This is a genomic window from Moritella sp. F3, from assembly GCF_015082335.1.
Taxonomy (GTDB): domain Bacteria; phylum Pseudomonadota; class Gammaproteobacteria; order Enterobacterales; family Moritellaceae; genus Moritella.
Genome location: NZ_BLRL01000010.1, coordinates 147,263 through 171,242, shown reverse-complemented (window position 1 = coordinate 171,242; position 23,980 = coordinate 147,263). Strand labels below are relative to the sequence as shown.

Genomic DNA, 23,980 nt, shown 5'->3' with positions numbered 1-23,980 from the left:
GCTCGACTTGCATGTGTTAAGCCTACCGCCAGCGTTCAATCTGAGCCATGATCAAACTCTTCAATTAAAAGTTTTTTTGACTGACTGCCTAAGCAGTCAAGTCGGCTCAATGAATTCTGTACTTCAACAACAAACCGAGGTTTGTTGTTTATAAAACCAAATCTTTCGATTTAATTTAATGTTCACAATTACATTGATATAATATTTGGTCATTATATCTCTGCAAGTGCTCACACAGATTGCTTGAATAAATTGTTAAAGAGCATACTGAACGGCTGTCGCCGTGTCAGTGGGAGCGATTATAGAGAAACTGATTTCATTGGCAAGTGTTTATCTGAACTTTATGACAGTTTCATTCAATTCGACTAAAAAACACTCAAAACGTAACTTTAAAAGACATTCCTCTCGTTTTAAATGGTGCTAACAACCGTCATGTTAGAAAACAATGCCCGTGAATCACCAATCTAGGCGCTATATAATGATAAATACACCCGTTAACTTACCTTATTACTCCAAAGATGAAGAAACAGCGCCTAATTTAACGCAGCAGTCATATAATTGTCATCTTACGCTCTTACACTGCAGTGCATTAATAGTTAAGCTTAATTAGGATTATGACATTGCGTATCACAACCTTTTCTCGAATCAGCTCCCTTACTTTAATCTGCCTTTCACTCTTAATGACCTATACCCTTTATGGTAGCCACCAGCAGCTCAATCGTCTTGACCTGCAAAATTCGATGTTTGCTAAAATGAAAGAACAAGTCACCATTAAACTCAATCATTCCATCTCTGATTATCTACAACAAGGGAATGCAGCTGATTTACAGCAATCAGAGCAACTTATAGGTCAATTGATTGGTTCACTCGATCAACTGGCCCGTGCGATTAATACGACAGCGCTACACAAGCAGCTCAATCAATTTGCAACGTTAGTAGAAGGTCCATTACGCTCATCGGGTAAATTTGCTTCAGACCACTTCCAGCTACTAAATTTCAACGAAAAAGAATTAACTGATAACTTATCACTATTAAAGCGCCAGTTATTACAACATGACATGCCATTACGCCAACAAGATTTAATCCTTATTAGTGATATTCAAGCGAGTCTTGCGCATTTAACCAATCAGCGTCAACGTTACTTTAATCAGTTGCAAGCATCACAATGGCAAGAGCTTCTGTTAGTAGTAGAAGAAAGTGCAGCGCTTATTAATGAACTATCGCAATTTGGCCGTTATGACTCTAGTAATGATCAAGTAATTGAAGACGACAACTTTCTTGATGACGAGGAAGGTGAAGAAACCTTATTTATAGTGGATATCACTAACGAGCTGCAAAGCCTTATCAATCGTTATCCAAAAGAATTATTAAATACCAAAACAGTGATTTCAGAACAAACAAATAACCAACAGCTTGTATTAGCTGCGATCAATAATATCCAATCGGCTATTTTGGCATTAGAAAAACCAGTCAATGATTATGCTAATGGCCAACGCCAAAATACCTATCTATACCTGGCAATTATCGCACTGAGCTTAATTCTATTTGGTATCGGTTTGTTTTATGCAGAAAAATATTGGGTTGTAAAACCACTCATCACATTAGATAAAGCCCTCGCCTCTTTAGTAGAAAGCAATACCCGAGAACGCCTAACCTTTGCTGACAATAATAGTGAGATAGGTTTAATTGCCCTCCATTTCAACCAATTACTCGATAATATCAATCAAGAGAAACTCACCAAACTAACTCAAATAGAGCAAGTAACCCAAGCGTTAAATTTACTGCAAGATGATTTTCAATCCATCAGTCAATATACGCAAGCGAGTAGCTCTGCCATTAGTGATATCTCTATTGGCGTATCAGAAATTAATTCGCTCGCGCAAAAAGTCGATGCGGATACCCAGTCTGTGCATAACCTGACACAACAGACGAATCAGCAAATGTATAAAGCCGCCAGTCAGATCACCGATTTTAGCTTAGCGACCGAACAAACCAAGCAAGCGGGTAGTGCCAGCTTAAAAGCCATCAAAACATTAAATACAAATATGGAAAATGTTGAGACGATCGTGACATCGATTCATCGGATCGCCGATCAAACCAACTTATTAGCCCTCAATGCCGCCATTGAAGCTGCACGAGCAGGTGAGAAAGGACGTGGATTTGCCGTCGTCGCCGATGAAGTACGCAACTTATCGAAACAAACTCAGCAAGCGCTAGAACAAATTAGTAATTTTCTTGGTCAATTACATCACTCCAGTCAATCACTCGAAGATGAAATTGATCATATTGCAAAACGTTGCCACCAGCAGTTAACAAATGCACAAGAAATGCATGCAGAGATAAACGCGGTTATCCAACAGTCAGAGCAATCACAACAAAATGCCGCGAATAGTAGTCAAAATACCCGCCAGCAAGTCAGCCATATTAGTACGGTGAATACGCAGATGACTGCACTACAAAGCCACAGTGAAGAGACTCGTCATAAAACTCAATCTGCGCAACAACAGGTCTCGACACAAGTGCAGAAAATATTAACTATTTTTTCCTAAACAAAGGCTCACATTATAATTTAAATACAATAAGTTAAACGTTAGAAACTTGAACCAGGTGTTGCAAGAAAGTCGAGTTCAGCGGCTGTCGACTCTCGCCCTAGAATGGTATTACGGTGTGGATAACGACCAAAGCGGTCAATAATCACTTGGTGCTTTAATTCAAAATCAAGGTTCGACTGAATATCATTACCTTTATATAGAAATACCGCTTGTTGATGAATGACAGCTGATTCGCTATGCATAAAAGGCATATACAAAAAACTGCATTGCAACTGCGAAAGTTCTCTATCAGCACCGCAAGCAACCGCTTCTTGGGCAAGTACTAAGGCCATATTATCGGCAGAAAATGCTCTTGGCGTATCACGGAACATATTTCGAGAAAACTGATCCAAAATGATAATTTCAGCTAATCTTCCTTCGGCACTACGGCGCCAATGAAATAATTCCCCCGCAATAGCACGTTGATGCAATTCGCTAAAACGAGCCAAAATAGTTTGATCAAATGCAACATCTTTAACCCACCACTTAGCTGGATTAATCTCTTCAAACCAAAATTTAATTACATCTTTATACATACTTAAGTCCATCTCCAATGATCCCACCAATTGAGTATAGGTTAACGTGAATCACTGAGCCCAATCATTATCAACATCTGGCTCTCAGTTTTAACATTTAAGTATTACTTTTTCATTTATTATGAGCAGATCATAAATTTGCAGTCTAAAGGCCTTACTTTGAATCACTTAGACATGACTAAAATTTAATATTCCAGCCCATTACCACGCCATGCGTCACCGTATCATAGCCATAATGAATACCGTCACCACTAAAGCCTGGCTCATTACCATTATCGTAATCAACCCACACTGCTTTATAGGCTAAATGCAGTTCTGACCACTCGTTAATCGCATAACGAACACCGGTATTCACCTGTCCAGTAAACTTGGTATCCGTCCCAGCGCCTGCATCAACTAAAGTTTCAAATATCCAATCTTTGGCAAGTACTTTACGATAGCGAACACCAACAACATAATCGACCCAGTCAACACTTGGATTCACAATATTTGTATCAGTATCAAGGGTTATATCCCACCAGCGAATACCAGCCATGTAATCTATGGTGCCAAAATCATACTCATAACGCTTAAAGCCCTTGGCCTCAAATACACCTTGATGTAATAAACCATTTGTCGGTGATGCATCTAAGTTCATAAAGGCATAATCAAAGGAGTAACCCCAACCACTGTTATGCAGACCTTCAGTGTGCACCATACCGCCCATTTTTAATTTCGAAAAAATATCGTTAGTACTTAAATTAAGTGGCTTATCAAAAGATCCTAGCTGCGTCGAACCGTCAATATTCGTTAATTGACCGTACAACTCGACATTAAAATCCCACGATGACACTTCAGTAGCTGATATATCTGTATCGGCAGCAATGGCTTGCAAAGGAAGAAAAGCACAACATAGCACTATTGATTTAATCGCTGTATTCATCAAAATAACCTCAATATTTATAATGAGGTAATTGTCTAATTTTACGAAAGTGATAACGACTCGTAATTTTCCCAGTAATAAGTAAAACTAATAGCAAGTTTGATATAGACCCTATTCACAGCAGTCCCTTATCGTAAAACCATGTAGACACTGTGAATACCCACAAACAAAAAAACCGCATACCAAAGGCACACGGTTTAAATCGTTATTCAGATAAAGACGACCCTCTGATTATGGCATCAAATGTTACATCGAATAGAAGTAGTATATTTGTGATTTCATGCGGATAATAATACCACGGATCACATCAAGGAAGCCGAGGAATGCAATCGGCTTAGCACCACTGATCCAAGCGAGACCCACGGCGCCAACTGGGATGTCATAATCCTCAGTTTCAATTAGCTTTAAACGTACAAAATGATGTTTATTCATTACGTTCTGCCCTGTGGTCGCGCGAACAGGAGTCTCTTTTGCCAGTAATGAACCTTGTGCTTCACCAGTTGCTTCTATGATCCCTTCCACTTCGGCAGCAAAAATATGACCAGGATAAACAGCGGAGGAAAACTCAGCCCCTTGGCCCACTTTTATATTACGAATAGCTTGATGATTAACACGCATTAACACATATTTTTCATTGGTATACATTTGAATACGCGGCAACGCACCTATGTATTGACCTTCCCGAATAATAAAATTAGTTAAGTAACCATCTGCCGGCGCATAAACACGGGTATTATCTAAATTCCACTGCGCTTGTGCATACACTTCCGTTTGATTTGCGACATCCGCTTTACGGCTATTTACGGCATGGCCGGACTTGAGCGTATTAAGCTGCGCTTGCTGCGCATTTAATATCAATTTTTCTGCTTGTGAACGTAATACCGTTAATTTGGCGCTAGCAACTTGCACTGCCGTTTTTTGCTCATCTAACTTACTTTCTGTAATGGTAAACGCAGCGACTTTATTCTGATCAATATAGCGCTGTAATGTCGTGCTTTTCCAATTAAGGTCTGCTTCGATTTCAACTTGCTCATCGAGGTTAATTTTAATCTCTTTATTGGCAATTGCATATTTAGATTCATTAATACGTACGTCATCAAGTGATGATGATAAAGCAACTTCAGCGCTCTGCACCTGCGCCGCGGCTTTATTTAATGCAATCTGATAAACCTGATCTTCAAGTTCATAGATAAGCTGGCCTTTAGTCACCTGTTGATTAGGCTTTACATGAATCGCTTTAATATTACCAGTTACCTGCGTTGAACCTGGACGTAATTGAATATGCGGGGACTGCACTAACGAACCACCCGATAAGTCCATTGGAGTATAGGTAATTAAGCCTACCCAGACGAATAATAACCACGCAGAACCACCAATATAAGCAAAAGCTTTAGAATACAGATTCCATGGCATACCAATTAAGCGTAATAAATAGATCAGTAATGCCCAGACAGCTAAACCTTCTAACATGATTTATTCTCCTCTGACTTCCAAATATCACGCACTTTAGCAATGGCTTGCTCTGCATCTACAAACGCAACGATGACTGCTAATACCCATACCCAATGCCAAATAAAGCCAATCCAAGTTAATGTGGTTATCAGTGTCAATTGTTGATGGCTATTCTTATGAGCCTGTTGAATCGGCACCTCGTGGAACTTCCAAAAGCCAATCCCTGCAGCAGCGACCGTTGCAATAAGAACAACAGCAGCAACAATATGTAATCCAGTGTCAAAGCCAGTGCCTACAAAAGGCATAGATATTAAACTCACAGGTTTATTCCTCGATTAATGATTCCCGAATCAGACGATCAGGAACAAATTATCTTTGCGTATAAATGGTCGTAGCAAAGAAAATATTTCGAGGTAGATTATATTCGCGCAGGGTAAGTAAAAGGTACTCGTAGAATTGCTAGATATCGGCATATTTCACATTTATTGATAGCTAAATCACAGATATCAGGCTAATAATATATTTATCTAATTCAGCCAATTGCAAATAGCTAACATTCAATGAGGGCAATAACATGCGTGAACCACCAATAATTGACAAAGCAGACTTAAGCATTGAGCAATTTACCATTGAAATGTCAAATTGGTTATTAGAAAACGATACCGCAGATTTAGCCAATGCGATTGAGTTTGCACTCAGCGCTTTTATGCCATACATTCAAACACAACGCATGTCGTTAGTACGCTTAACACCAGACAATCGTTTTGAAGGAGCACTCGCAGTGGCTGCTCCGGGTTATAAACCAGTTTCTTTACCGGCTCATGGACTCTACTCACCTTACTTAGCACAAATCAGTAAAGGGGAAATAATTATTGCCGAGGGTAATATGGCCGATATTATCCAACATGATGAGCTGCTAATCAAAGAAATGCAGGGGATAATTGCGCACGTTGTTGTGCCCTTTCGCGTTAAAGGTCGTATTTGGGGTGGCATCACAGCAAGCCGTTATCTAGAACCAATACACTGGGATAAAGATTATATCTCTAGGATACGTAGTTTTGGCCAGATCCTAGCGTCAACCTATGAACGTTATGCCTATTGGGAAAAGCTACAACATAAAAATCAACAACTCGAACTATTATCGCGCCATTTGATGGATAACCAAGAGAATGAACGTCGCATGTTATCCCGCGAGCTACATGACAATTTTTCACAGCGGATGGCACTACTCACCATTAAAGCATCGCGATTATCCAATACCTTAATTACCGACAGTGAAAAACAATCCGCTAATATTCTCCACAACGAGATCCAAGGGTTGGCGAAAGACATGCAAGCGCTATCACGCTCTTTACACCCCGCTATTTTAGAAGATCTAGGGTTGTTAACGGCATTAAAATCAGAGTGCAGACGTCTATCAACCATTAAAGATATTGATATTCAAACGCTATTTGATCCGCTCCCAGCGTTAAATAAAGAACTGTCCTTAAATCTATACCGAATTTTACAAGAAACACTCAACAACGTCGCCAAGCATGCTCAAGCATCAGCAGTGTTTGTGTCCCTGCAATACAGCGATACCGACCTGCACTTTCAAATTATTGATGATGGCATTGGCTGCGATTTAAATTTAAATCAAAATAACGGGAGTATTGGATTAATTAGTATTCGGGAGCGTGCGCAGCTATTTAATGGCACTGCAGTATTCAACTCTCCTGGAGATGGCGGTTTTATCGTCGATATAATGATCCCTGCTATAAAGGAATATTATGAGTAATATAGTTTTAGCCGATGACCATTTAATCGTGGCACAAGGCATCGCCAGTATTTTACAACCTGAGCATCGCATTCTCGCTATTGCCAAAAATGGCATAGAGTTAGTGGAGCTCGTTAAGCAACATGAACCTGATTTAGTTATCACCGATATCAGCATGCCAGACATGACTGGCATTGCCGCGATAGCCGCATTAAAGCGTATCAATAAAACCGTAAAGATAATTTGTCTCACTATGCATGAAGAGCAAGAATATGCCGAAAGTGCGATAGCCGCAGGCGCGCAAGGCTACGTATTAAAACATGAAGCGAGCGAAAGCTTAGTTGAAGCGGTAAACCAAGTATTAAAAGGCGAGACTTATCTTTCAACCTCAGTAACAGTGAACACTGAAAAGCCTCAATTATCCTCTCGTCAAATCAGCGTTTTACGATTATTAGCACAAGGTAAATCGGCACGCCAAGTTGCTGATGAATTATTTATTTCGCCACGAACCGTCGAGTTTCATAAGTACTCCATGATGAAATTGATCAGTGCTAAAACCAGTGCTGAGTTGATCCAATACGCGATTAATCACGGCTTGATGGACTAATCCCCAGCATCGTTATGCGAAGCACTAAAATTGATTCACGTATAAAAAAACCAGCACTTATCTGCTGGTTTTTTTGTATATTTTCATAACCAAAACAAAATGTAATTTAATTACAAGTGTGGTTGTTAAATTACGTAATTAAATTACAGGTAAACAGGCGGAAATTTAAATGATTAATAAACAACAACTTAATAAATTGAAATGATAATCACACTGATAACATTATCATTACTTTTTACGTATCGCTAGCCACAAGGCTAAAAACAGCCTCTGTTGTTTGATAGAATGTGACTGCCATCTCGATCTCGCGCCATATTGCCATTCAGACCACGCAGCAATGAGCTGGCCAGTGCTATCACCTTCATGATGACCTTTACAGTTGCCTTCCGAACTACCGCTATTTGGTTGTGAACCTTGTGGTTTAAACGCTGGATCAGCACGATAAGATCCTCGAGATCCAGGCTGGCGTAATTGCGTATTGCCACTGTATTTATAATGCTGATTGTATAAATCACGCGTGCACAACGGCCATTGTTGACGATAAACGTTAACGATAAACATCAACCAATAAGGCAGTTTGGCATGCTGATATTGTTGCCATAAACGGTAGGCTGTATAAATAACCAGTCCCCCTATAATAAGACAACTTAATATCCAAATCCGATAAGCACGGACAAAACTAGCAGGTGTATGCTGTACCGACCATTGCCCGCCAGACACAGTTAAAGGCTGTAGAGTTTGCGTTTCAGTATTCCACCACAACAGACTTAAGGCGGGTAAATCCAATTGGCCATTTTTCTGAATAATATAAGTGTGGATAATGGTTTTACTGGCGTAAAAACCATCGCGGTTCTGACTATCTTGCGCATTATCTTTATCACGATAAGATTGCACACGATCAGATTGAAAAGGGGTAAAGTCAGGTAGCAACATAATACTAGTATCTCTGCCCGCTATCGTCACAGTTCGCGTGATCGCGTCCCCGACTTTTAATTCACTATTAACTTCAATATTCCACTCTTGGCTAAACGTCAACTCCGGGGCTGCAACCCAATTTACATCTTCGCTTAACCGAGCATCAGGTAAAGCCACATTAAAGCTCAACGGCGTAGTGAGAATATGCCCGGTTACTTTTTCTCCCGGCGCACTAGCAATACTCACACTCACAGGAATAGCAGGCACGATATATTCGCCACTCAGTTGCGGGTAAAGTGTTAACTGCCACTCTTGTATTGACCAAGTGATACCTTTTTCACGTTGAGCATAATTATTCGCTAATTTATTACGTTGCAACACTAAGCTATTATCGACACTAAAGGGACTGATGTACGTCCCTGCCGCAAACCAACGGTCAGTTTTAACCTGAATATATAAATCAACTTGCTGGCGAGGGGCAAACTCAGAGCCAATAATATCAAGAGATTTAAGAGTGCCATCAAGATTTTCTGACGAAGGTTCGATCCATGCCTTAATTTGTAATTTATTTTGCTGTAACAAATCTTGCACTGTCATCGCTTGAACAACATGAACCATACCCAACTGCAAAACCAAGCAACAAATAACCGTATAAATAAATCGCATCATAGTCTCCCTTGCGTTTGTAACTGTTGAGAAAACTTAGTCATGAGAAAACGTTCGGGGTCGCCTTGGACACGCTTCATCCATGCTTGATTAAGTGCGTCATCTTGCAATAGTTGTTCGGCGTTATAACTTTCCTTAATGAGCTGTTCTTTTCTCACCACTTTCTCGGCACCATCGCTTGTTTGTGGCTGGTCACCTAATTCTTTTGATGCTTCATTTTCGTTATTTGTTTGGCTTTCACTCATGCGATTAATATCATCAATAATTTTTTGTACGATCACTAGATTATGTGCAGCCTGCAGATAGTCTGGATTTTCTTTTACTATCTGCTTAAACAAATTTCGAGCCGCGATATACTCACGTGATTGTGCCAAAGCATTGGCGGCTCCAAATTGTGCGATAGGGTTATCTACGCGCATAAAGTAGCGACGAGCAAGGTCAAATTCTTCGGCAAAATAATAGGCCGAAGCTTTCCACATCGGATCATCAAAACGCACAGCTGCTTGTGCATAATCCTCTCGGTTAAAATAATATTGTCCTTGCTGATCTGCAGTCATCCATAAATCAGCAAAACGCCATCGTGGTTGCAGATCTTCTTTGACTGGATTTTCAGGTGTCGTATTTGAGATGGCAGTGTTAGCAAATGCTGAAGGTGCTGGAAAATAAGTTAAAACAAACAACAGTAATACCGACTGCAGGCTCCAATTAATAGTCCAGCCACGACGGAACCACAGCAAAAATAATAGCGCTAATAAAAACACTAAGTTGTAGCCCATATCAGCCCAAGGTTGGGCGTTGTCATTACTCAGTAACATAAATTGCTGGATATTATCTTGTATCCATTCAACATCGCTATTATCAGTAGATATAGCATGGTAGTAACCACTTGCACTTTTTGCTAACGATTTTAATGCATCAGCCTCAAAAGGGACTGATACAGCTTGTTCATTATTCCCAACACCTAAGACTAGTAACAAGGGCGGGCTTTGCTTTGAATTTAAACTGGAATTCGCATTAGTGGTATTTGTATTGGCACTTATATTGTAATTATTGTTAATAGAGGCATTAAAATAATCAACAAAGCGTGCTTTTGTCTCACTGCCTAACCCATCAGTAATCAGTAACACAGAACTCGGATTACCTTTACTACGTTCTGCAGCTAACAGCGTATCTATATTCGCTAAACTATATTCAGCAAACTTACCTTGTCGTGGCATAATCTTAGGCGATACAGCTTGCAATAATGGCGTAAAAACATCATTGTCGCGTGTTAATGACATTGCGGTATGTGCACTCCCTGCGTAGACCACCAGCGCAGTACTGCCTCCCTCACGTAGAGCCAATAGATCACTGATTTTTTGTTTTGCTCGCACAAGTCGACTCGGTTGAATGTCTTGTTGCTGCATAGACTCAGATACATCTAAAACAATCACCAACGGTGCTGTATCCTCACCAAAAGGGGATGCTTGACGTAACCAACTCGGTCCAGCCGCAATGATAATTGCCAGCACCACCAGCAAGCCCCATAATTTTAACGGTAATAATTTTTTCCAACCTTGCTCACCAACGGTTAATGCCGCTAATAAATGTGGTGGAAAATCTTTAATCACCGATGCCTGCATTTTTTTTTGTCTAAAATTCATCACAAAAAATAAAATAAATGGCACGAAGGCCAGTAACCATAACGGCCTTATAAAGTGAAAGTTTTGCCATATCATGGAAAAATACATTAGCCTTCTCCTCGCTTATTCAGCAACAAACCACGTTTAGATTGTTGCTTGCTAAGATAGTAACTGCGCCATATCACTAAGCTATAAAGAATAAAATACAGGCTAATTGCTAAAGCGATAGGAGCATAGTGAACACTTACTTTAGGTCGATAGCTAAAACTCGCAAACTGACTCGGCTCTAGCGTGCTTATCTCAGCATAAACTCGATTTAGCTCGACAGAAGATATGGCCTGAAAAGCTTGTCCGCCAGTGATGTCTGCAACACCATCAATCACGGCCATATCGAGTGCTTGTTCACCAAAGGTACGAGGATCGCCAATAGCAATCATGTGGATTTTAATACCACGACTCGCTGCTATTTTTGCCGCCTCTAACGGCGGAACCAAACTATCGGTATCATTACCATCGGTTAATACAATCACTACTTTTTGTTTCTCTACGATAGGCTTAGCTGCAGTACTCTTATTTACAGCAAGGCTGACACTGTTACTGGTATTTTCTTGAGGGAGAGCTGATGTTATCGATTCATCGGTCATGACTTTTATCGCTAAGCCTAATGCATCACCAAGGTGAGTACTTTGACCAGCCATAGCTACTTCCGACTCATTTAACAAACCGAGCCACGCTTGATGATCGGCGGTAAATGGCGCTTGTAAATACGCGGCATCACCAAACAAAATTAATCCTAAACGATCACCACTACGTTGCTGTGAAAATTCAGCCAATACATTTTTTACCGCCGTTAAACGTGAAATACTGTCGCTACCAGGAACACTAAAATCTCGGCTATCCATCGAACCAGATAAATCGACGACCACCATCAAATCACGGCCAAACTGTGAACGTATTTGTGGTTCACCCAGCCACATCGGTTTTGCCATCGCAACAACCAGCAATAACCACACCAGCGATAATGCGATACGTTGCCATATTTTAGGTTCTAGCTTCACCGCCCCTGTATTAGGCTGCTCTCCAGATAAACTCACGAGCTGACTAAAAAACGGCACCTGCAACGCTGACTGTTTTATTTTATAGGCTGGCGAAAATCGTTGAACAAACCAAGGTAATGGCAACAATAAAAATAACCACGGATAACTGAACTCAATCACGCTTGTTGCGAACATGCTCATTTCCTCCTATTTCAGTACCCAGCTCACTACCTAATTCTGCATCATCAATATGTAATTTTAGCCAGCGCTGCGCCGATAATATCAATACCTGATTATGTGCAGCAGACCACTCACTTAACGCTAGTGGTAAATACAGCGCTTGTTGCCATAACTCCCCTATCGCGGAATCAAACTCGGTATTGTCTTGTGTACAGCTATCTAAAAACACTAAAAACGCAGCACCTTGTAATTGACGAGCCGTTAATGAGCGTTTTGGGTAGGCTTGCAAGCAGGCTTGTTGTAATAATTGATGAATAAATCGAGGTGTATGTAAACAGTCACTTACATCACAAGTCAGTAATTTAGACTGTAGTTTTTTCCGGTAGCGATTACGCCAATACTTCTGCCATGCTAAAAGTAAATAACGACCAATAAATAATACCAGTACTAAACCAACAACTAGCCAACCCCACGTTTGAGGCAAAAAACAGATCTGTTCAGGGATATTAATTTGTACCATGTCGCGTAATAGTAAGTTACCGAATGCATCGCCGACTAAATTTGCATTATCAACATCTACCATCATTCCGACTCACTCTTTTTATGATTCATATGGAAAGCAGACTTAAATTGATTAATCTCACTGCCGTCAGTACCAATATCGATTATCGAAAGCGTAGACAATTGCAGAGCTTGTTGTAATAAATTTTGCTTAGCCAAAAAAGCAGCTTGATAAGCATGCTGTAAAGCGTTTTTATTACGCTGTAATTGTTGATTAGAAAGCTGTAATTGATGATGACCATCACTGGTAATCAGTGAATCGATATTTATTAGACTCTGCTCAAGGGGATCACTAATATGCACAGCGATAACATCATTATGCTGCTGCAGCGCACGTAACCGATTGGCACACTCTTCATCAAATCCATACCAATCGCTGATAATGACAAATGTTTTTGACTTTGACTGCAATGCTTGCAACGTCGCTAACATATCGGTCAAACGTATCCTTGGCACATCAACCTCCACAAGGCCGACTTGTAGTTGGTGATTAACAGTATGCAATTGCTGAATAAATTGCAGCGCTAATGTATTAGTGCGCTGTGGTTTAAAATGGAAGCTCGCCTGATCATTAAAAATGTAACCACCAACACGGTCTGCATCAGCAAGTACACGCCATAGACATAGTGCAGCAAGATTCGCCGCGACGACTGATTTCATCGTCTGCTGTGAACTAAAAAACATGGACTGGCGCTGATCAACACACAGCCAAATCTGCCGCTCTTTTTCCTCACTGTAAGCGCGCACATGTGGTTTTCCAGTTCTTAACGTGACTTTCCAATCTAAATTTTTAACATCATCGCCATTATTATAATGGCGTAACTCTTCAAAATTTAATCCTCGCCCGCGTAAGCGTGATTCATGTAAACCCGAAAAAATACTACAACGCCCCTGATTGGGAGAAAAACTAAAACCAGCTGTTTGCGCTTTAATTTTTAATAACTCATTTAAATCAGTGTATATACGCGGATCATCATGCAGCGAACCGTCTGATTTATCCGTTGTTGAAAACCATGTATTCCAAGCCATAGCACTACCCTATCATCACGTGTTCAAGGATCTCGTCAATTACCTTAACGGTGGTGATTCGCTCGCTAATGGCCGCATAACTTAGTACTAAACGATGCCCTAATACCAAATGTACCATCGCGCGTACATCATCCGGGTCGACATAATCACGTCCCGCTAGCCACGCATGTGCTCGGGCGCCACGATCAAGGGCAATACTGGCTCTCGGGCTTGCACCTACAGCTAACCATTGCGGGAATTGAGCATGGTTATAATCGCCTACTCCCCGTGTTGCCATCACCAGGTTAACAACATAGCTTTTTATCAAGGGGGAAATATAGATCCGAGAAACTTCTTGTTGCGCGACAATAATATGTTCAGGTCGAATCATCAATTCGGGGATTGAGGGACTGTTTTTGATAATACCTTGATGCTGAGATCCAGCCTGATCCTTTGGTTCGCTATCTTTAAACACATGATTATCACTCGATATGCTCATTAACTCTTCTTCGCGCACTAAATCAATAATCGCTAGCTCAGATTTCGCATCGGGATAATCAACATTCACTTTCAACATAAAGCGATCCATTTGCGCTTCAGGTAACGGATAAGTCCCCTCTTGTTCCACTGGATTTTGAGTCGCTAACACCATGAATAAATTCGGCAATTGACGCGTTTCACCAGCCGACGTAACTGAGTTTTCAGCCATCGCTTCTAGCAATGCAGATTGTACTTTTGCTGGCGCTCGGTTAATTTCATCGGCGAGGATCAAATTATTAAAAATAGGACCAGGTTGGAATGTAAGGCTGTGCTTGCCCTCAACATCACGGTAAATTTCAGCGCCAGTTACATCAGATGGTAATAAATCAGGCGTGAATTGCACACGTCCAAAATCAGCATTCATTGCATCAGCAAGTGCTTTAATTGAACGCGTTTTAGCAGTACCAGGTAAACCTTCGAGTAGTACATGACCACGGGTTAATAAACCAATCAGCAAGGCTTTGACCACATCGTCTTGGCCAACGACAGATTGATTAACGGTATCAGATAATTGTTTAAATACTTGCTGGGAAAGGCTCATAACAGTCTCATGTTCTACGCAGAATGATAGACAGTTATGATATGAGGTTAATGACAGAGGTAACACCGTAATACTACTGATCGTGAGTTTATATCGGTGATAATGTATTGAGCGGCAATAAGCCAGATCGGCCTATCACTGCTCAATAGCAACGCAATCGAAACGCCATAGCTGTTATGCGGTTTGCTCACTCAAGGTTAATTTATCAAAGAATAATCGTGTTTCTTCAATCACAACATGACGTAAACCAATCAAACCAATTAAGTTGGGGATCGCCATTAGACCATTCACAATATCAGCCAAGATCCAAATCAGATCCAGATGTAAGAACGCGCCACCAGCAACCAATAAAATATAACCATACTTGTACGGTTTAATGCCTTTTTGGCCAAACAGATATTGCACACAACGTTCGCCATAATAATTCCAACCGAGGATAGTCGTGAAAGCAAAGAACACTAGCCCTAAGGTAATCACATATTGACCAATTAACGGGGATAGTCCTTGCTCGAACGCTAATGTGGTCATCGCTGCGCCGGAAGTATCACCACTCCATACGCCTGTTAGCACTAACGTCAGTCCAGTCATGGTACAAATAATGATGGTATCGAAGAAAGTACCCGTCATTGAGATCAAGCCCTGTTTGACACAAGAATCAGTCTTTGCTGCAGCCGCCGCTATTGGCGCGCTACCTAAACCCGATTCATTGGAAAACACACCTCGCGCTACGCCACTTTGAATAGCTAACATAACAGTAGCCCCTAAGAAACCACCCGTTGCCGCTGTTGGTGTGAACGCACTGCTGATAACGAGAGCTATCGCATCAGGTACTGCACTGATATTAAATAACAGCACCAACAATGACGCGAACACATAACATACTGCCATAAAGGGCACTGTGCGCTGGGCAATCGCTGAAATTGAGTTAATGCCACCTAACGTCACCATTGCCACTAATACTGTCAGTACCGCAGCAGATAACCACACTGGTACATTAAACGAGATCTGCACAGCTTCAGTGATCGCATTCACTTGCGGGAAAGTACCTATACCAAAACAAGCGACGCCAATACCAAAGAGGGCAAATGCTTTGGCTAAAAAATGATTACCTAAGCCATGCTCAAGATAATACATCGGGCCACCCGCCATTTGACCTTTTTCATCGACAACACGGTACTTCACCGCTAATAAACATTCGGCATATTTGGTTGCCATACCAAAAAAGGCCGCCATCCACATCCAAAATAAAGCCCCCGGTCCACCCATTTTAATCGCCGTGGCAACACCGACAATATTACCGGTACCGATAGTGGCAGAAAGCGCAGTGCATAATGCCGCAAAGCTACTGATGTCACCTTGCTTGTGACTCTTCTGGACGCCATCGCTTTTATCCCCTGAAAACAGATATTTTAGTGCTAATGGTAATTTTGTGATTTGTAAAAACCCTAAACGCAGTGTCAGATAAATACCAGTGCCGACCAGGAGTAATAACAATGGTGGGCCCCAAATAAAATGATCGATGCTTTGCAGCATATTTTGCAGGGGTTGTGATAAAAAATTAATGATAGATTGCAGTAATGTTGATAGCAGTGACGAAGACTGCTGCGTTAAATCGGCCGTGTCTGCTAATGCTGATACAGATAGTGTCGGTGCTAATAATGCTGATGTTGATATTTCTGTGAATAGTTCTGTGAATAGTGCTGTTAATTGTAAATAGTGCATTAAAAATCATTCCTCAAGAATGTGAATCTGAGGAGGATGTAATTATTCAAGATGGGTATACGGAGCAGAAAAACCACAGCATAAGCCGAGGCGAAAAGCAGACGTGAAAGTACGCAAAAAAAATAATCCTATCCTCTGTCCTTTGTACCTGAGAGTTTCAACGACATTGTCGCTTTGCTCCTTCGGCGTCCAATTTAATGGATCTCTCCAGAGGCTCGTCCAGTAACAGTCCATGCTTTTTCTTGCGAAATAAAGCGCCTGAAAGATTTACTTCTTCGGCGGGCTATAAAGCCACTCTCCTGCTACCTTCATCCGAACTTAGTGTGGATATATCACAACATAAAATGCTATGAACAAATAAATATTAGCACGGAATACTTCAATAAAAACACATAATATAGTGTGAATGATTAACAATTAATCTGTAGACAAAAAAAAGCCCTGAAACTCAGGACTCTTTCATCATAATTAACTCGTTAATCAGTTATCGAATGACATTTTCACGATTAAGCCATGCTTATTGGCTAACGCATAACTCATCATCAACAACTGTTACTTTCACAGCTTTACCCGGAACGATACTACCGGCCAAAATAGCATTGGCCAGTCGATTTTCAACCTGTTTTTGCAATACCCGTTTCAGCGGCCGCGCCCCAAATAAAGGATCGAATCCGGCTTCAGCTAATTTAGCCAATGCACCCGCGGTAATCGATAAGCTATAACCCAACTGTTTTAATCTCGCCTCTAACGATTTTAATTGGATCGCGGCAATTTTTTCAATGTGATTACGCCCCAATGGATGGAATACCACAGTGTCATCAATGCGGTTAATAAATTCAGGACGGAAGCTTTGGCCAAGTAACTCTAACAAGGCTGCTTTTATGCCTTCCTGATCGTGGGTCGCGTATTTTTCCTGAATAATATCCGAGCCTAAATTAGACGTCATGATAATCACGGTATTACGGAAATCAACTGTACGCCCCTGACCATCCGTTAAGCGGCCGTCATCCAATACCTGCAATAAGATATTAAAAATATCTGGATGGGCTTTTTCAACTTCATCCAACAAGATCACCGAGTACGGTTTACGGCGCACCGCTTCAGTAAGGTAACCCCCTTCTTCGTAACCCACATAACCGGGAGGGGCGCCAATTAAACGAGCCACTGAATGCTTCTCCATAAACTCCGACATATCGATGCGGATCATCGCGTGGTCAGAATCAAAGATAAAATCAGCCAAGGCTTTACATACTTCGGTTTTACCGACACCCGTTGGTCCCATGAATAAGAACGAACCCATCGGACGATTTGGATCGGCTAAACCAGCACGACTACGACGGATCGCATTAGAAATAACACTAATCGCTTCTTCTTGACCGATAACACGTTGGTGTAAATTAGCTTCCATCGCCAATAATTTTTCTTTTTCGCCTTCCAACATGCGATTAACCGGAATACCAGTCCAACGCGATAGAATATCTGCGATTTCAGCCTCGCCGACCTTATGTTTTAACAAGGTCATATCTTGCATTTCAGCCTGCGCCGCCAGATCCAACTGTTTTTCTAACATCGGGATCGTGCCGTATTGCAGTTCTGACATTTTATTTAAATCGCTAGCACGTCGCGCCATATCCAGCTCTACGCGGGCTTTATCTAACGCCGATTTAATGTGTTTGGTACCAGATAGTGCTGCTTTTTCGGTGCGCCATATTTCATCTAAATCATTAAATTTATCTTGTTTGTCAGCCAATTCATCTGCCAATGTCGATAAGCGTTTCATACTGGCAGCATCATCTTCTTTTTCCAGTGCTTGCTGCTCAATCTTGAGCTGAATGATACGACGCTCTAGCTTATCTAACGCTTCTGGTTTTGAATCCATTTGTAGACGAATAGACGACGCCGCTTCATCAATCAGATCAATGGCTTTATCGGGTAATTGACGGTCAGAAATATAACGGTGTGACAAGGTTGCCGCCGCGACAATAGCCGGATCGGTAATATCAACATTGTGATGCAATTCATAACGTGATTTTAACCCGCGTAAAATGGCGATGGTATCTTCAACGCTTGGCTCTTCAATTAGAACTTTTTGGAAACGACGTTCCAGTGCAGCATCTTTTTCAATATATTGACGGTACTCATCTAAAGTAGTCGCGCCCATGCAATGCAGTTCACCACGGGCTAGCGCAGGTTTAAGCATATTACCTGCATCCATCGCACCGTCACCTTTACCCGCGCCGATCATGGTATGTAATTCATCAATGAACAAGATAGTCTGGCCTTCCGTTTGCGCCAACTCTTTGATCACCGATTTCAAGCGTTCTTCAAATTCGCCACGGTATTTAGCGCCAGCAACTAACGCGCCCATATCCAACGATAATACCCGTTTGTTTTTCAGTCCTTCAGGCACTTCTCCGTTAACAATACGTTGCGCCAACCCTTCAGCAATGGCTGTTTTACCCACCCCTGGTTCACCGATTAAAACGGGATTGTTTTTAGTGCGACGCTGCAATACTTGGATCGCACGACGGATCTCATCATCACGGCCAATAACTGGATCTAATTTCCCCACTTCGGCACGCTCAGTCAGATCGAGTGTGTATTTGCTTAATGCTTCACGCTGCTCTTCAGCACCTTGATTATCCACTTTTTCGCCACCGCGGATCACATCAATCGCTTCTTCAACTTGTTTTCGTGTGCCACCTGCTTTACGCAGTAATTCACCTAAACGGCCTTTATCTTCAACCGCTGCCAGTACAAACATCTCGGAAGAAATAAATTTATCTTTGCGTTTTTGGGAAAATTTATCACACAAATTTAAAAGCATATTTAATGCTGACGATAGTTGAATATCACCTTGTGTGCCTTGCACTTGCGGTAAACGTTCTAATTCATCAGCTAATTGCCAACGTAATGAATTGGCATCTATCGCTGCCGCCGTGAGTAAGGGACGAATAGAGCTATGATCTTGATTTAATAACGCGGTCATTAAATGAATAGGTTCGATAAATTGATTATCTTTACCCAAAGCAAGTGACTGCGCATCAGAAATAGCCATTTGGAATTTAGAAGTGAGTTGATCTAAGCGCATAACGATGTCCTATCGATGTAGAGCAAAAGCGAATGCAGCAAGGCTGCTATAGTCGCGATGTATAATTATGTAATGAGATTATCTAATGGCTACAATTATAGTCGTTTAATTGTCTTGGGGATATGCTCTAAAGCACTAAAAGCCATAGTTATTATCTGGGGATTATTTATTGTGATTCAAGGTAAATCAAACTTGCCTGGCGACCTGTTTGGCTATCTCTTCGATATGAATAGAATAAATCAGTTTCACGGTAAGTACAGTAATCACCACCGTAAATGTCTGCAGGATTAACAGCTAACGCGTGTAAACGTTGACGTGCTAATAAATACAGGTCAGCTAACCATTTATCACCATCGGCAATAAAAGCGCTGCTTGCTTGCGGATCATGCGTAATAAAAGCATCACGTACCTCACTACCAACTTGGAAATGTACCTGGCTAATTGCTGGGCCTAACCACACTAACAAATCTTGAGGGTCTGCAGATAGTTTCGCAAGGGTGTTTTCAATCACGCCATCCAATAAACCACGCCAACCAGCATGAATAGCCGCGACTTGCGACCCTGCTTTATCGCAAATTAATAGCGGTAAGCAGTCTGCCGTCATCACTAAACAAACTTGCCCCGTCATCATAGTCACAGACGCATCAGCCGCCGGAAGTTGTGCAGGATTGTGAGATTGCCCCACTAAACGAACAACGTCGGTACTGTGCGTTTGATTCAACCAATATGGCTGTTGTGGCAAACCAGCAGCGGTCATTAACAGCTGCCTATTTTGCCACACCAACGCGCTATCATCCTGTACATGCAACCCTAAATTAAGGCCGCCATAGGGAGGATGACTCACACCACCCAAACGGGTAGTGCTTAATGCTTTCACATTATGAGGTGCTGGCCAATTGGCTTGTATCAGACGAGGCATAATCAATGATTAACTAATGAAATCATCAACCATGTTTAACGCAGTATCTTCACGTAGGATATGAATAAGTGTATTCATATCAGACGGACGTTCTGCGCGCCACATCATCATCTCACCCGTTACTGGGTGTTCTAATTTCAACATACGTGCGTGTAGCGCCTGACGACCGAAACCGCGTAATGCTAATACTAACGTATCAGTTGCATTGCCCGGTGGCTTTGGACGACCAGCATACACAGCATCACCAACGATTGGGTGTGTAATGTGTGTCATGTGAACACGAATTTGATGAGTACGGCCTGATTCAAGACGTAATCTTAATAACGTATGTGCACGATATTTTTCGGCAACACGGTAATGCGTTTTAGCTGGTTTACCCAGTGGACGAACTGCCATGTGTGTACGTTTAGTTGCGTGACGACCGATTGGCTCATCAACAAAACCACCCGCCGTCATAGTACCAGATACAACCGCTTCATATTCACGTGTGATTTTACGTGCTTGTAGCGCTGTCACTAAATGCGTTTGTGCTGGAATTGTTTTCGCAATAACCATCAAACCCGTTGTATCTTTATCCAGACGGTGAACAATACCAGCGCGTGGTACGTCAATGATGTCAGGGTAATGGAATAGCAATGCATTTAGCACTGTGCCATCTGGGTTACCAGCACCAGGATGTACAACAAAACCAGCAGGCTTGTTGATCACTAGAATATCATCATCTTCATAAACGATATCAAGTGGCAGGTCTTGTGGTTCGAAACGAACTTCTTCTTCCACTTCTGCGTTTAAGATAATTTTATCGCCGTATTGCATTTTTTCGCGTGCTTTAACGACAACTTTACCGTTTAGGTTAACAAATCCTGCAAGAATCCATTCTTTCAGACGTGAACGAGAATAATCTTGGAACATCTCGGCTAAAACTTGGTCTAAACGTTGACCGACTTGGTGTTCTGCAACAACGGCAGAAAGTTCTATATGTTGGCTCATAGGTAGCAGGGACCCTCTTCGGTCCTAATTTTCAGTATAATTACAGGATTCAGGCTATTTTAGCCTTTTATTTTGCTGTAGCATATTGGCTACATAACTATTTTTCGCATTAAGCAATTTGGAATAAATCCAACCTAATGAAAAAATCAATAAAATTAGCAATAAGTTTATCGCTCGCACTCGTTGTGGCTACCGGCTGCTCTTCAAAATCAGAGCCTAACGTGCCAGACAAACCAGCCATCGAGCTTTACAGCATAGCGCAACAGTCGTTACAAGCGGGTAATTTTGTATCCGCAATTGAAACGCTTGAAGCCCTTGATACGCGTTATCCATTTGGCCCGCACACAGTGCAAGTGCAACTAGACTTGATCTATGCTTACTACAAGAATAGTGACACAGCACAGGCATTAGCCAATATAGATCGCTTTATTCGCTTAAATCCAAGCCATAAAGACATAGACTATGTCTATTATATGCGTGGACTTACCAATATGGGCGCGGATTATAACCTATTTCATGCCATCTTTAATATAGATCGTTCAGATCGAGACCCAAGTTATGCCAATGCGGCCTTTAATGACTTCTCTCGTCTAATCCAACGCTACCCAGAAAGTGAGTATGTGGCTGATGCACAAAAACGTGCGATCGCGATTAAAAGTCGTCTAGCGCGCTATGAATTATCAGCCGCTGAATATTACATGAAACGTAAGGCTTATATCGCTGCGATCCAACGTTCACAACACATTATCGATAACTTTGCCGATACAGAATCACGTACCGGCGCGTTAAAGGTAATGATTAAAGCCTACGATATTTTAGAACAGCCAACGCTAAAAGCGAACGCTGAAAAGATTTTAGCGGCCAATGCTGAGTAATATCTGACGCATTTTGTTGATGATAATAAAGTCTAAAATTAAAATATAAAAAAACGGCGTCTATGTAAATAGACGCCGTTTTTGTTTTAATTCACGCATAAAGTGCACCACTAAAGAGTTAACTTTGGCGGTGCACGACTAAACCGCGTGATCTTTATTTATGATATTGCTTACTTAGTTCACCAACAGCGTCGATGAATACACCTGCTTTTTCAGGTTCAACATCTAAATGGATACCGTGACCTAAATTCATCACGTGACCATTGCCTTCGCCAAAACCAGATAAGATCGTGCTTACTTCTTCACGAATACGTTCAGGTGATGCATAAAGCATTGAAGGGTCCATGTTACCTTGAAGTGCAACTTTATCACCAACACGTGCTTTTGCTTCAGCGATATCAATTGTCCAATCAAGACCAATCGCGTCACAACCTGTTGCTGCGATCTGTTCGATCCATTGACCACCGTTCTTGGTGAATAAGGTTACTGGTACTTTGCGGCCATCGTTGAAACGCGTTAAGCCATCAACAATTTTGTGCATGTACTGCAGTGAGAAATCTTTGTAATCACGTGGAGACAATACGCCACCCCAAGTATCAAATACCATCACAGATTGTGCACCAGCAGCAATTTGCGCATTCAGGTAAGTGATCACTGAATCAGCTAATTTATCTAATAATAAATGTAACGTTTGCGGTTCAGCAAAGCCCATTTTTTTAATCTTAGTAAACGTTTTTGTACCGCTACCTTCAACCATGTAAGTTGCCAGCGTCCAAGGACTACCAGAAAAACCAATTAATGGCACTGAACCATCAAGGTTTTTACGGATAGTACGCACTGCATTCATAACATATTGCAGTTCACCTTCTGGATCTGGGTGACCAATTTTATCTACATCTGCTTTACACGTGATCGGGCGTTCAAATTTAGGACCTTCACCTTCTGAGAAATACAGACCTAAACCCATCGCATCAGGAATCGTTAAGATGTCTGAAAACAGAATCGCCGCATCAAGTGGAAAACGGCGTAATGGTTGTAGCGTTACTTCACAAGCAAGTTCTGCATTTTTACACAGTGACATAAAATCACCCGCTTCAGCGCGCGTTGCTTTATATTCTGGTAAATAACGGCCTGCTTGGCGCATCATCCATACTGGTGTTTGGTCTACCGATTCTTTGGCTAACGCACGTAAATAACGATCATTCTTTAACTCGCTCATATCCTTTCCTGAATTGCGGCTCTAATATGCCGTGATTGTAACATTATTCAACAAGTGACAAAATATTTGACGCCACTTTCATGACTAATTTACCAACAAGTTGATCCTAACAGGGCATTCACCGCCAAAATATAAGGTTAGACGTAACAGTTCATGGTTAAACGAAGAAAAAAACAACAAATTTGCAACGCGACTTACTGCGTTATTAGCAAATCAATTTAACTGCATTA

19 protein-coding genes, 1 rRNA gene and 1 riboswitch are annotated in these 23,980 nt (G+C 41.4%); of the genes, 4 read left to right on the top strand and 16 right to left on the bottom strand.

The annotated features are described in order from the left end of the window. Nucleotides 1-67, bottom strand: a 16S ribosomal RNA gene (locus tag JFU56_RS16405); the annotation flags it as partial. Between the two features lie 547 nt (nt 68-614). Here JFU56_RS16405 and JFU56_RS16400 point away from each other — a divergent pair. Continuing rightward, nucleotides 615-2,549, top strand: coding sequence for a methyl-accepting chemotaxis protein (locus JFU56_RS16400; RefSeq protein WP_242065988.1), 1,935 nt, complete (start codon nt 615-617; stop codon nt 2,547-2,549). A 41-nt stretch (nt 2,550-2,590) separates the two neighbouring features. On the opposite strand, the gene JFU56_RS16395 is transcribed toward JFU56_RS16400, so the two are convergent. The 4 genes from JFU56_RS16395 to JFU56_RS16380 all read right to left on the bottom strand — a co-directional run bounded on the left by JFU56_RS16395 (nt 2,591) and on the right by JFU56_RS16380 (nt 5,806). Then, a complete protein-coding gene (locus JFU56_RS16395) occupies nt 2,591-3,127 on the bottom strand; it encodes a DUF924 family protein (protein WP_198438342.1) in 537 nt (178 codons plus the stop codon). Nucleotides 3,128-3,305: 178 nt separating this feature from the next. Beyond that, on the bottom strand, nt 3,306-4,049 hold the full coding sequence (locus JFU56_RS16390) for a hypothetical protein (RefSeq protein ID WP_198438341.1): 744 nt from the start codon (nt 4,047-4,049) through the stop codon (nt 3,306-3,308). 246 nt (nt 4,050-4,295) lie between these two features. Beyond that, nucleotides 4,296-5,519, bottom strand: coding sequence for an HlyD family secretion protein (locus JFU56_RS16385; protein ID WP_198438340.1), 1,224 nt, complete (start codon nt 5,517-5,519; stop codon nt 4,296-4,298). After that, nucleotides 5,513-5,806 carry an MFS transporter gene (locus JFU56_RS16380; protein WP_198438351.1) on the bottom strand — a complete coding sequence of 98 codons (294 nt, stop codon included), beginning with the start codon at nt 5,804-5,806 and terminating at the stop codon, nt 5,513-5,515. Before JFU56_RS16380 ends, JFU56_RS16385 begins: the two co-directional genes overlap by 7 nt. A 269-nt stretch (nt 5,807-6,075) precedes the next feature. Here JFU56_RS16380 and JFU56_RS16375 point away from each other — a divergent pair, with 269 nt between their 5' ends. Next, entirely contained in the window at nt 6,076-7,278 is a 1,203-nt protein-coding gene (locus JFU56_RS16375; protein ID WP_198438339.1) for a GAF domain-containing sensor histidine kinase, read from the top strand. Next, entirely contained in the window at nt 7,271-7,864 is a 594-nt protein-coding gene (locus JFU56_RS16370; protein ID WP_198438338.1) for a response regulator transcription factor, read from the top strand. Before JFU56_RS16375 ends, JFU56_RS16370 begins: the two co-directional genes overlap by 8 nt. A 228-nt stretch (nt 7,865-8,092) precedes the next feature. Here the strand turns inward: JFU56_RS16370 and JFU56_RS16365 are convergent, their stop codons facing one another. The 10 genes from JFU56_RS16365 to rluD form a co-directional block, all read right to left on the bottom strand. Next, nucleotides 8,093-9,448 carry a BatD family protein gene (locus JFU56_RS16365; RefSeq protein WP_198438337.1) on the bottom strand — a complete coding sequence of 452 codons (1,356 nt, stop codon included), beginning with the start codon at nt 9,446-9,448 and terminating at the stop codon, nt 8,093-8,095. Next, nucleotides 9,445-11,112, bottom strand: coding sequence for a VWA domain-containing protein (locus JFU56_RS16360; protein ID WP_242065987.1), 1,668 nt, complete (start codon nt 11,110-11,112; stop codon nt 9,445-9,447). The genes JFU56_RS16365 and JFU56_RS16360 overlap by 4 nt, the downstream gene beginning before the upstream one ends. A gap of 62 nt (nt 11,113-11,174) precedes the next feature. Continuing rightward, on the bottom strand, nt 11,175-12,299 hold the full coding sequence (locus JFU56_RS16355) for a VWA domain-containing protein (RefSeq protein ID WP_198438335.1): 1,125 nt from the start codon (nt 12,297-12,299) through the stop codon (nt 11,175-11,177). After that, complete coding sequence (locus tag JFU56_RS16350) at nt 12,277-12,870, bottom strand: DUF4381 domain-containing protein (protein WP_242065986.1); 594 nt, start codon at nt 12,868-12,870, stop codon at nt 12,277-12,279. Before JFU56_RS16350 ends, JFU56_RS16355 begins: the two co-directional genes overlap by 23 nt. After that, the gene (locus JFU56_RS16345; RefSeq protein WP_198438334.1) at nt 12,867-13,874 is read right to left on the bottom strand and encodes a DUF58 domain-containing protein; all 1,008 of its coding nucleotides are present in this window, start codon (nt 13,872-13,874) and stop codon (nt 12,867-12,869) included. The genes JFU56_RS16350 and JFU56_RS16345 overlap by 4 nt, the downstream gene beginning before the upstream one ends. A gap of 4 nt (nt 13,875-13,878) precedes the next feature. Beyond that, a complete protein-coding gene (locus JFU56_RS16340) occupies nt 13,879-14,934 on the bottom strand; it encodes a MoxR family ATPase (protein ID WP_198438333.1) in 1,056 nt (351 codons plus the stop codon). Between the two features lie 174 nt (nt 14,935-15,108). Then, complete coding sequence (locus JFU56_RS16335; RefSeq protein ID WP_242065985.1) at nt 15,109-16,656, bottom strand: sodium:alanine symporter family protein; 1,548 nt, start codon at nt 16,654-16,656, stop codon at nt 15,109-15,111. Nucleotides 16,657-16,781: 125 nt separating this feature from the next. Continuing rightward, a riboswitch (glycine riboswitch) is annotated at nt 16,782-16,877 on the bottom strand. Nucleotides 16,878-17,173: 296 nt separating this feature from the next. Continuing rightward, a complete protein-coding gene (clpB, locus tag JFU56_RS16330) occupies nt 17,174-19,747 on the bottom strand; it encodes an ATP-dependent chaperone ClpB (protein WP_198438332.1) in 2,574 nt (857 codons plus the stop codon). A 166-nt stretch (nt 19,748-19,913) separates the two neighbouring features. Then, entirely contained in the window at nt 19,914-20,669 is a 756-nt protein-coding gene (pgeF, locus tag JFU56_RS16325) for a peptidoglycan editing factor PgeF (protein WP_198438348.1), read from the bottom strand. 6 nt (nt 20,670-20,675) lie between these two features. Continuing rightward, nucleotides 20,676-21,656 carry a 23S rRNA pseudouridine(1911/1915/1917) synthase RluD gene (gene rluD / locus JFU56_RS16320; protein WP_198438331.1) on the bottom strand — a complete coding sequence of 327 codons (981 nt, stop codon included), beginning with the start codon at nt 21,654-21,656 and terminating at the stop codon, nt 20,676-20,678. 137 nt (nt 21,657-21,793) lie between these two features. On the opposite strand from rluD, the gene bamD reads away from it, so the two are divergent. Continuing rightward, nucleotides 21,794-22,531: an outer membrane protein assembly factor BamD gene (gene bamD, locus JFU56_RS16315; protein ID WP_198438330.1), complete on the top strand. Its 738-nt coding sequence runs from the start codon at nt 21,794-21,796 to the stop codon at nt 22,529-22,531. A gap of 154 nt (nt 22,532-22,685) precedes the next feature. On the opposite strand, the gene hemE is transcribed toward bamD, so the two are convergent. Then, nucleotides 22,686-23,750: a uroporphyrinogen decarboxylase gene (gene hemE, locus JFU56_RS16310; protein ID WP_198438329.1), complete on the bottom strand. Its 1,065-nt coding sequence runs from the start codon at nt 23,748-23,750 to the stop codon at nt 22,686-22,688. Nucleotides 23,751-23,980: the final 230 nt, after the last annotated feature.

What these genes read in the sequence shown, in the direction of transcription:
- JFU56_RS16400 (WP_242065988.1), top strand. Translation starts at nt 615, where the DNA reads ATGACATTGCGTATCACAACCTTTTCTCGAATCAGCTCCCTTACTTTA.
- JFU56_RS16395 (WP_198438342.1), bottom strand. Translation starts at nt 3,127, where the DNA reads ATGTATAAAGATGTAATTAAATTTTGGTTTGAAGAGATTAATCCAGCT.
- JFU56_RS16390 (WP_198438341.1), bottom strand. Translation starts at nt 4,049, where the DNA reads ATGAATACAGCGATTAAATCAATAGTGCTATGTTGTGCTTTTCTTCCT.
- JFU56_RS16385 (WP_198438340.1), bottom strand. Translation starts at nt 5,519, where the DNA reads ATGTTAGAAGGTTTAGCTGTCTGGGCATTACTGATCTATTTATTACGC.
- JFU56_RS16380 (WP_198438351.1), bottom strand. Translation starts at nt 5,806, where the DNA reads ATGCCTTTTGTAGGCACTGGCTTTGACACTGGATTACATATTGTTGCT.
- JFU56_RS16375 (WP_198438339.1), top strand. Translation starts at nt 6,076, where the DNA reads ATGCGTGAACCACCAATAATTGACAAAGCAGACTTAAGCATTGAGCAA.
- JFU56_RS16370 (WP_198438338.1), top strand. Translation starts at nt 7,271, where the DNA reads ATGAGTAATATAGTTTTAGCCGATGACCATTTAATCGTGGCACAAGGC.
- JFU56_RS16365 (WP_198438337.1), bottom strand. Translation starts at nt 9,448, where the DNA reads ATGATGCGATTTATTTATACGGTTATTTGTTGCTTGGTTTTGCAGTTG.
- JFU56_RS16355 (WP_198438335.1), bottom strand. Translation starts at nt 12,299, where the DNA reads ATGTTCGCAACAAGCGTGATTGAGTTCAGTTATCCGTGGTTATTTTTA.
- JFU56_RS16350 (WP_242065986.1), bottom strand. Translation starts at nt 12,870, where the DNA reads ATGATGGTAGATGTTGATAATGCAAATTTAGTCGGCGATGCATTCGGT.
- JFU56_RS16345 (WP_198438334.1), bottom strand. Translation starts at nt 13,874, where the DNA reads ATGGCTTGGAATACATGGTTTTCAACAACGGATAAATCAGACGGTTCG.
- JFU56_RS16340 (WP_198438333.1), bottom strand. Translation starts at nt 14,934, where the DNA reads ATGAGCCTTTCCCAGCAAGTATTTAAACAATTATCTGATACCGTTAAT.
- JFU56_RS16335 (WP_242065985.1), bottom strand. Translation starts at nt 16,656, where the DNA reads ATGCACTATTTACAATTAACAGCACTATTCACAGAACTATTCACAGAA.
- clpB (WP_198438332.1), bottom strand. Translation starts at nt 19,747, where the DNA reads ATGCGCTTAGATCAACTCACTTCTAAATTCCAAATGGCTATTTCTGAT.
- rluD (WP_198438331.1), bottom strand. Translation starts at nt 21,656, where the DNA reads ATGAGCCAACATATAGAACTTTCTGCCGTTGTTGCAGAACACCAAGTC.
- bamD (WP_198438330.1), top strand. Translation starts at nt 21,794, where the DNA reads ATGAAAAAATCAATAAAATTAGCAATAAGTTTATCGCTCGCACTCGTT.
- hemE (WP_198438329.1), bottom strand. Translation starts at nt 23,750, where the DNA reads ATGAGCGAGTTAAAGAATGATCGTTATTTACGTGCGTTAGCCAAAGAA.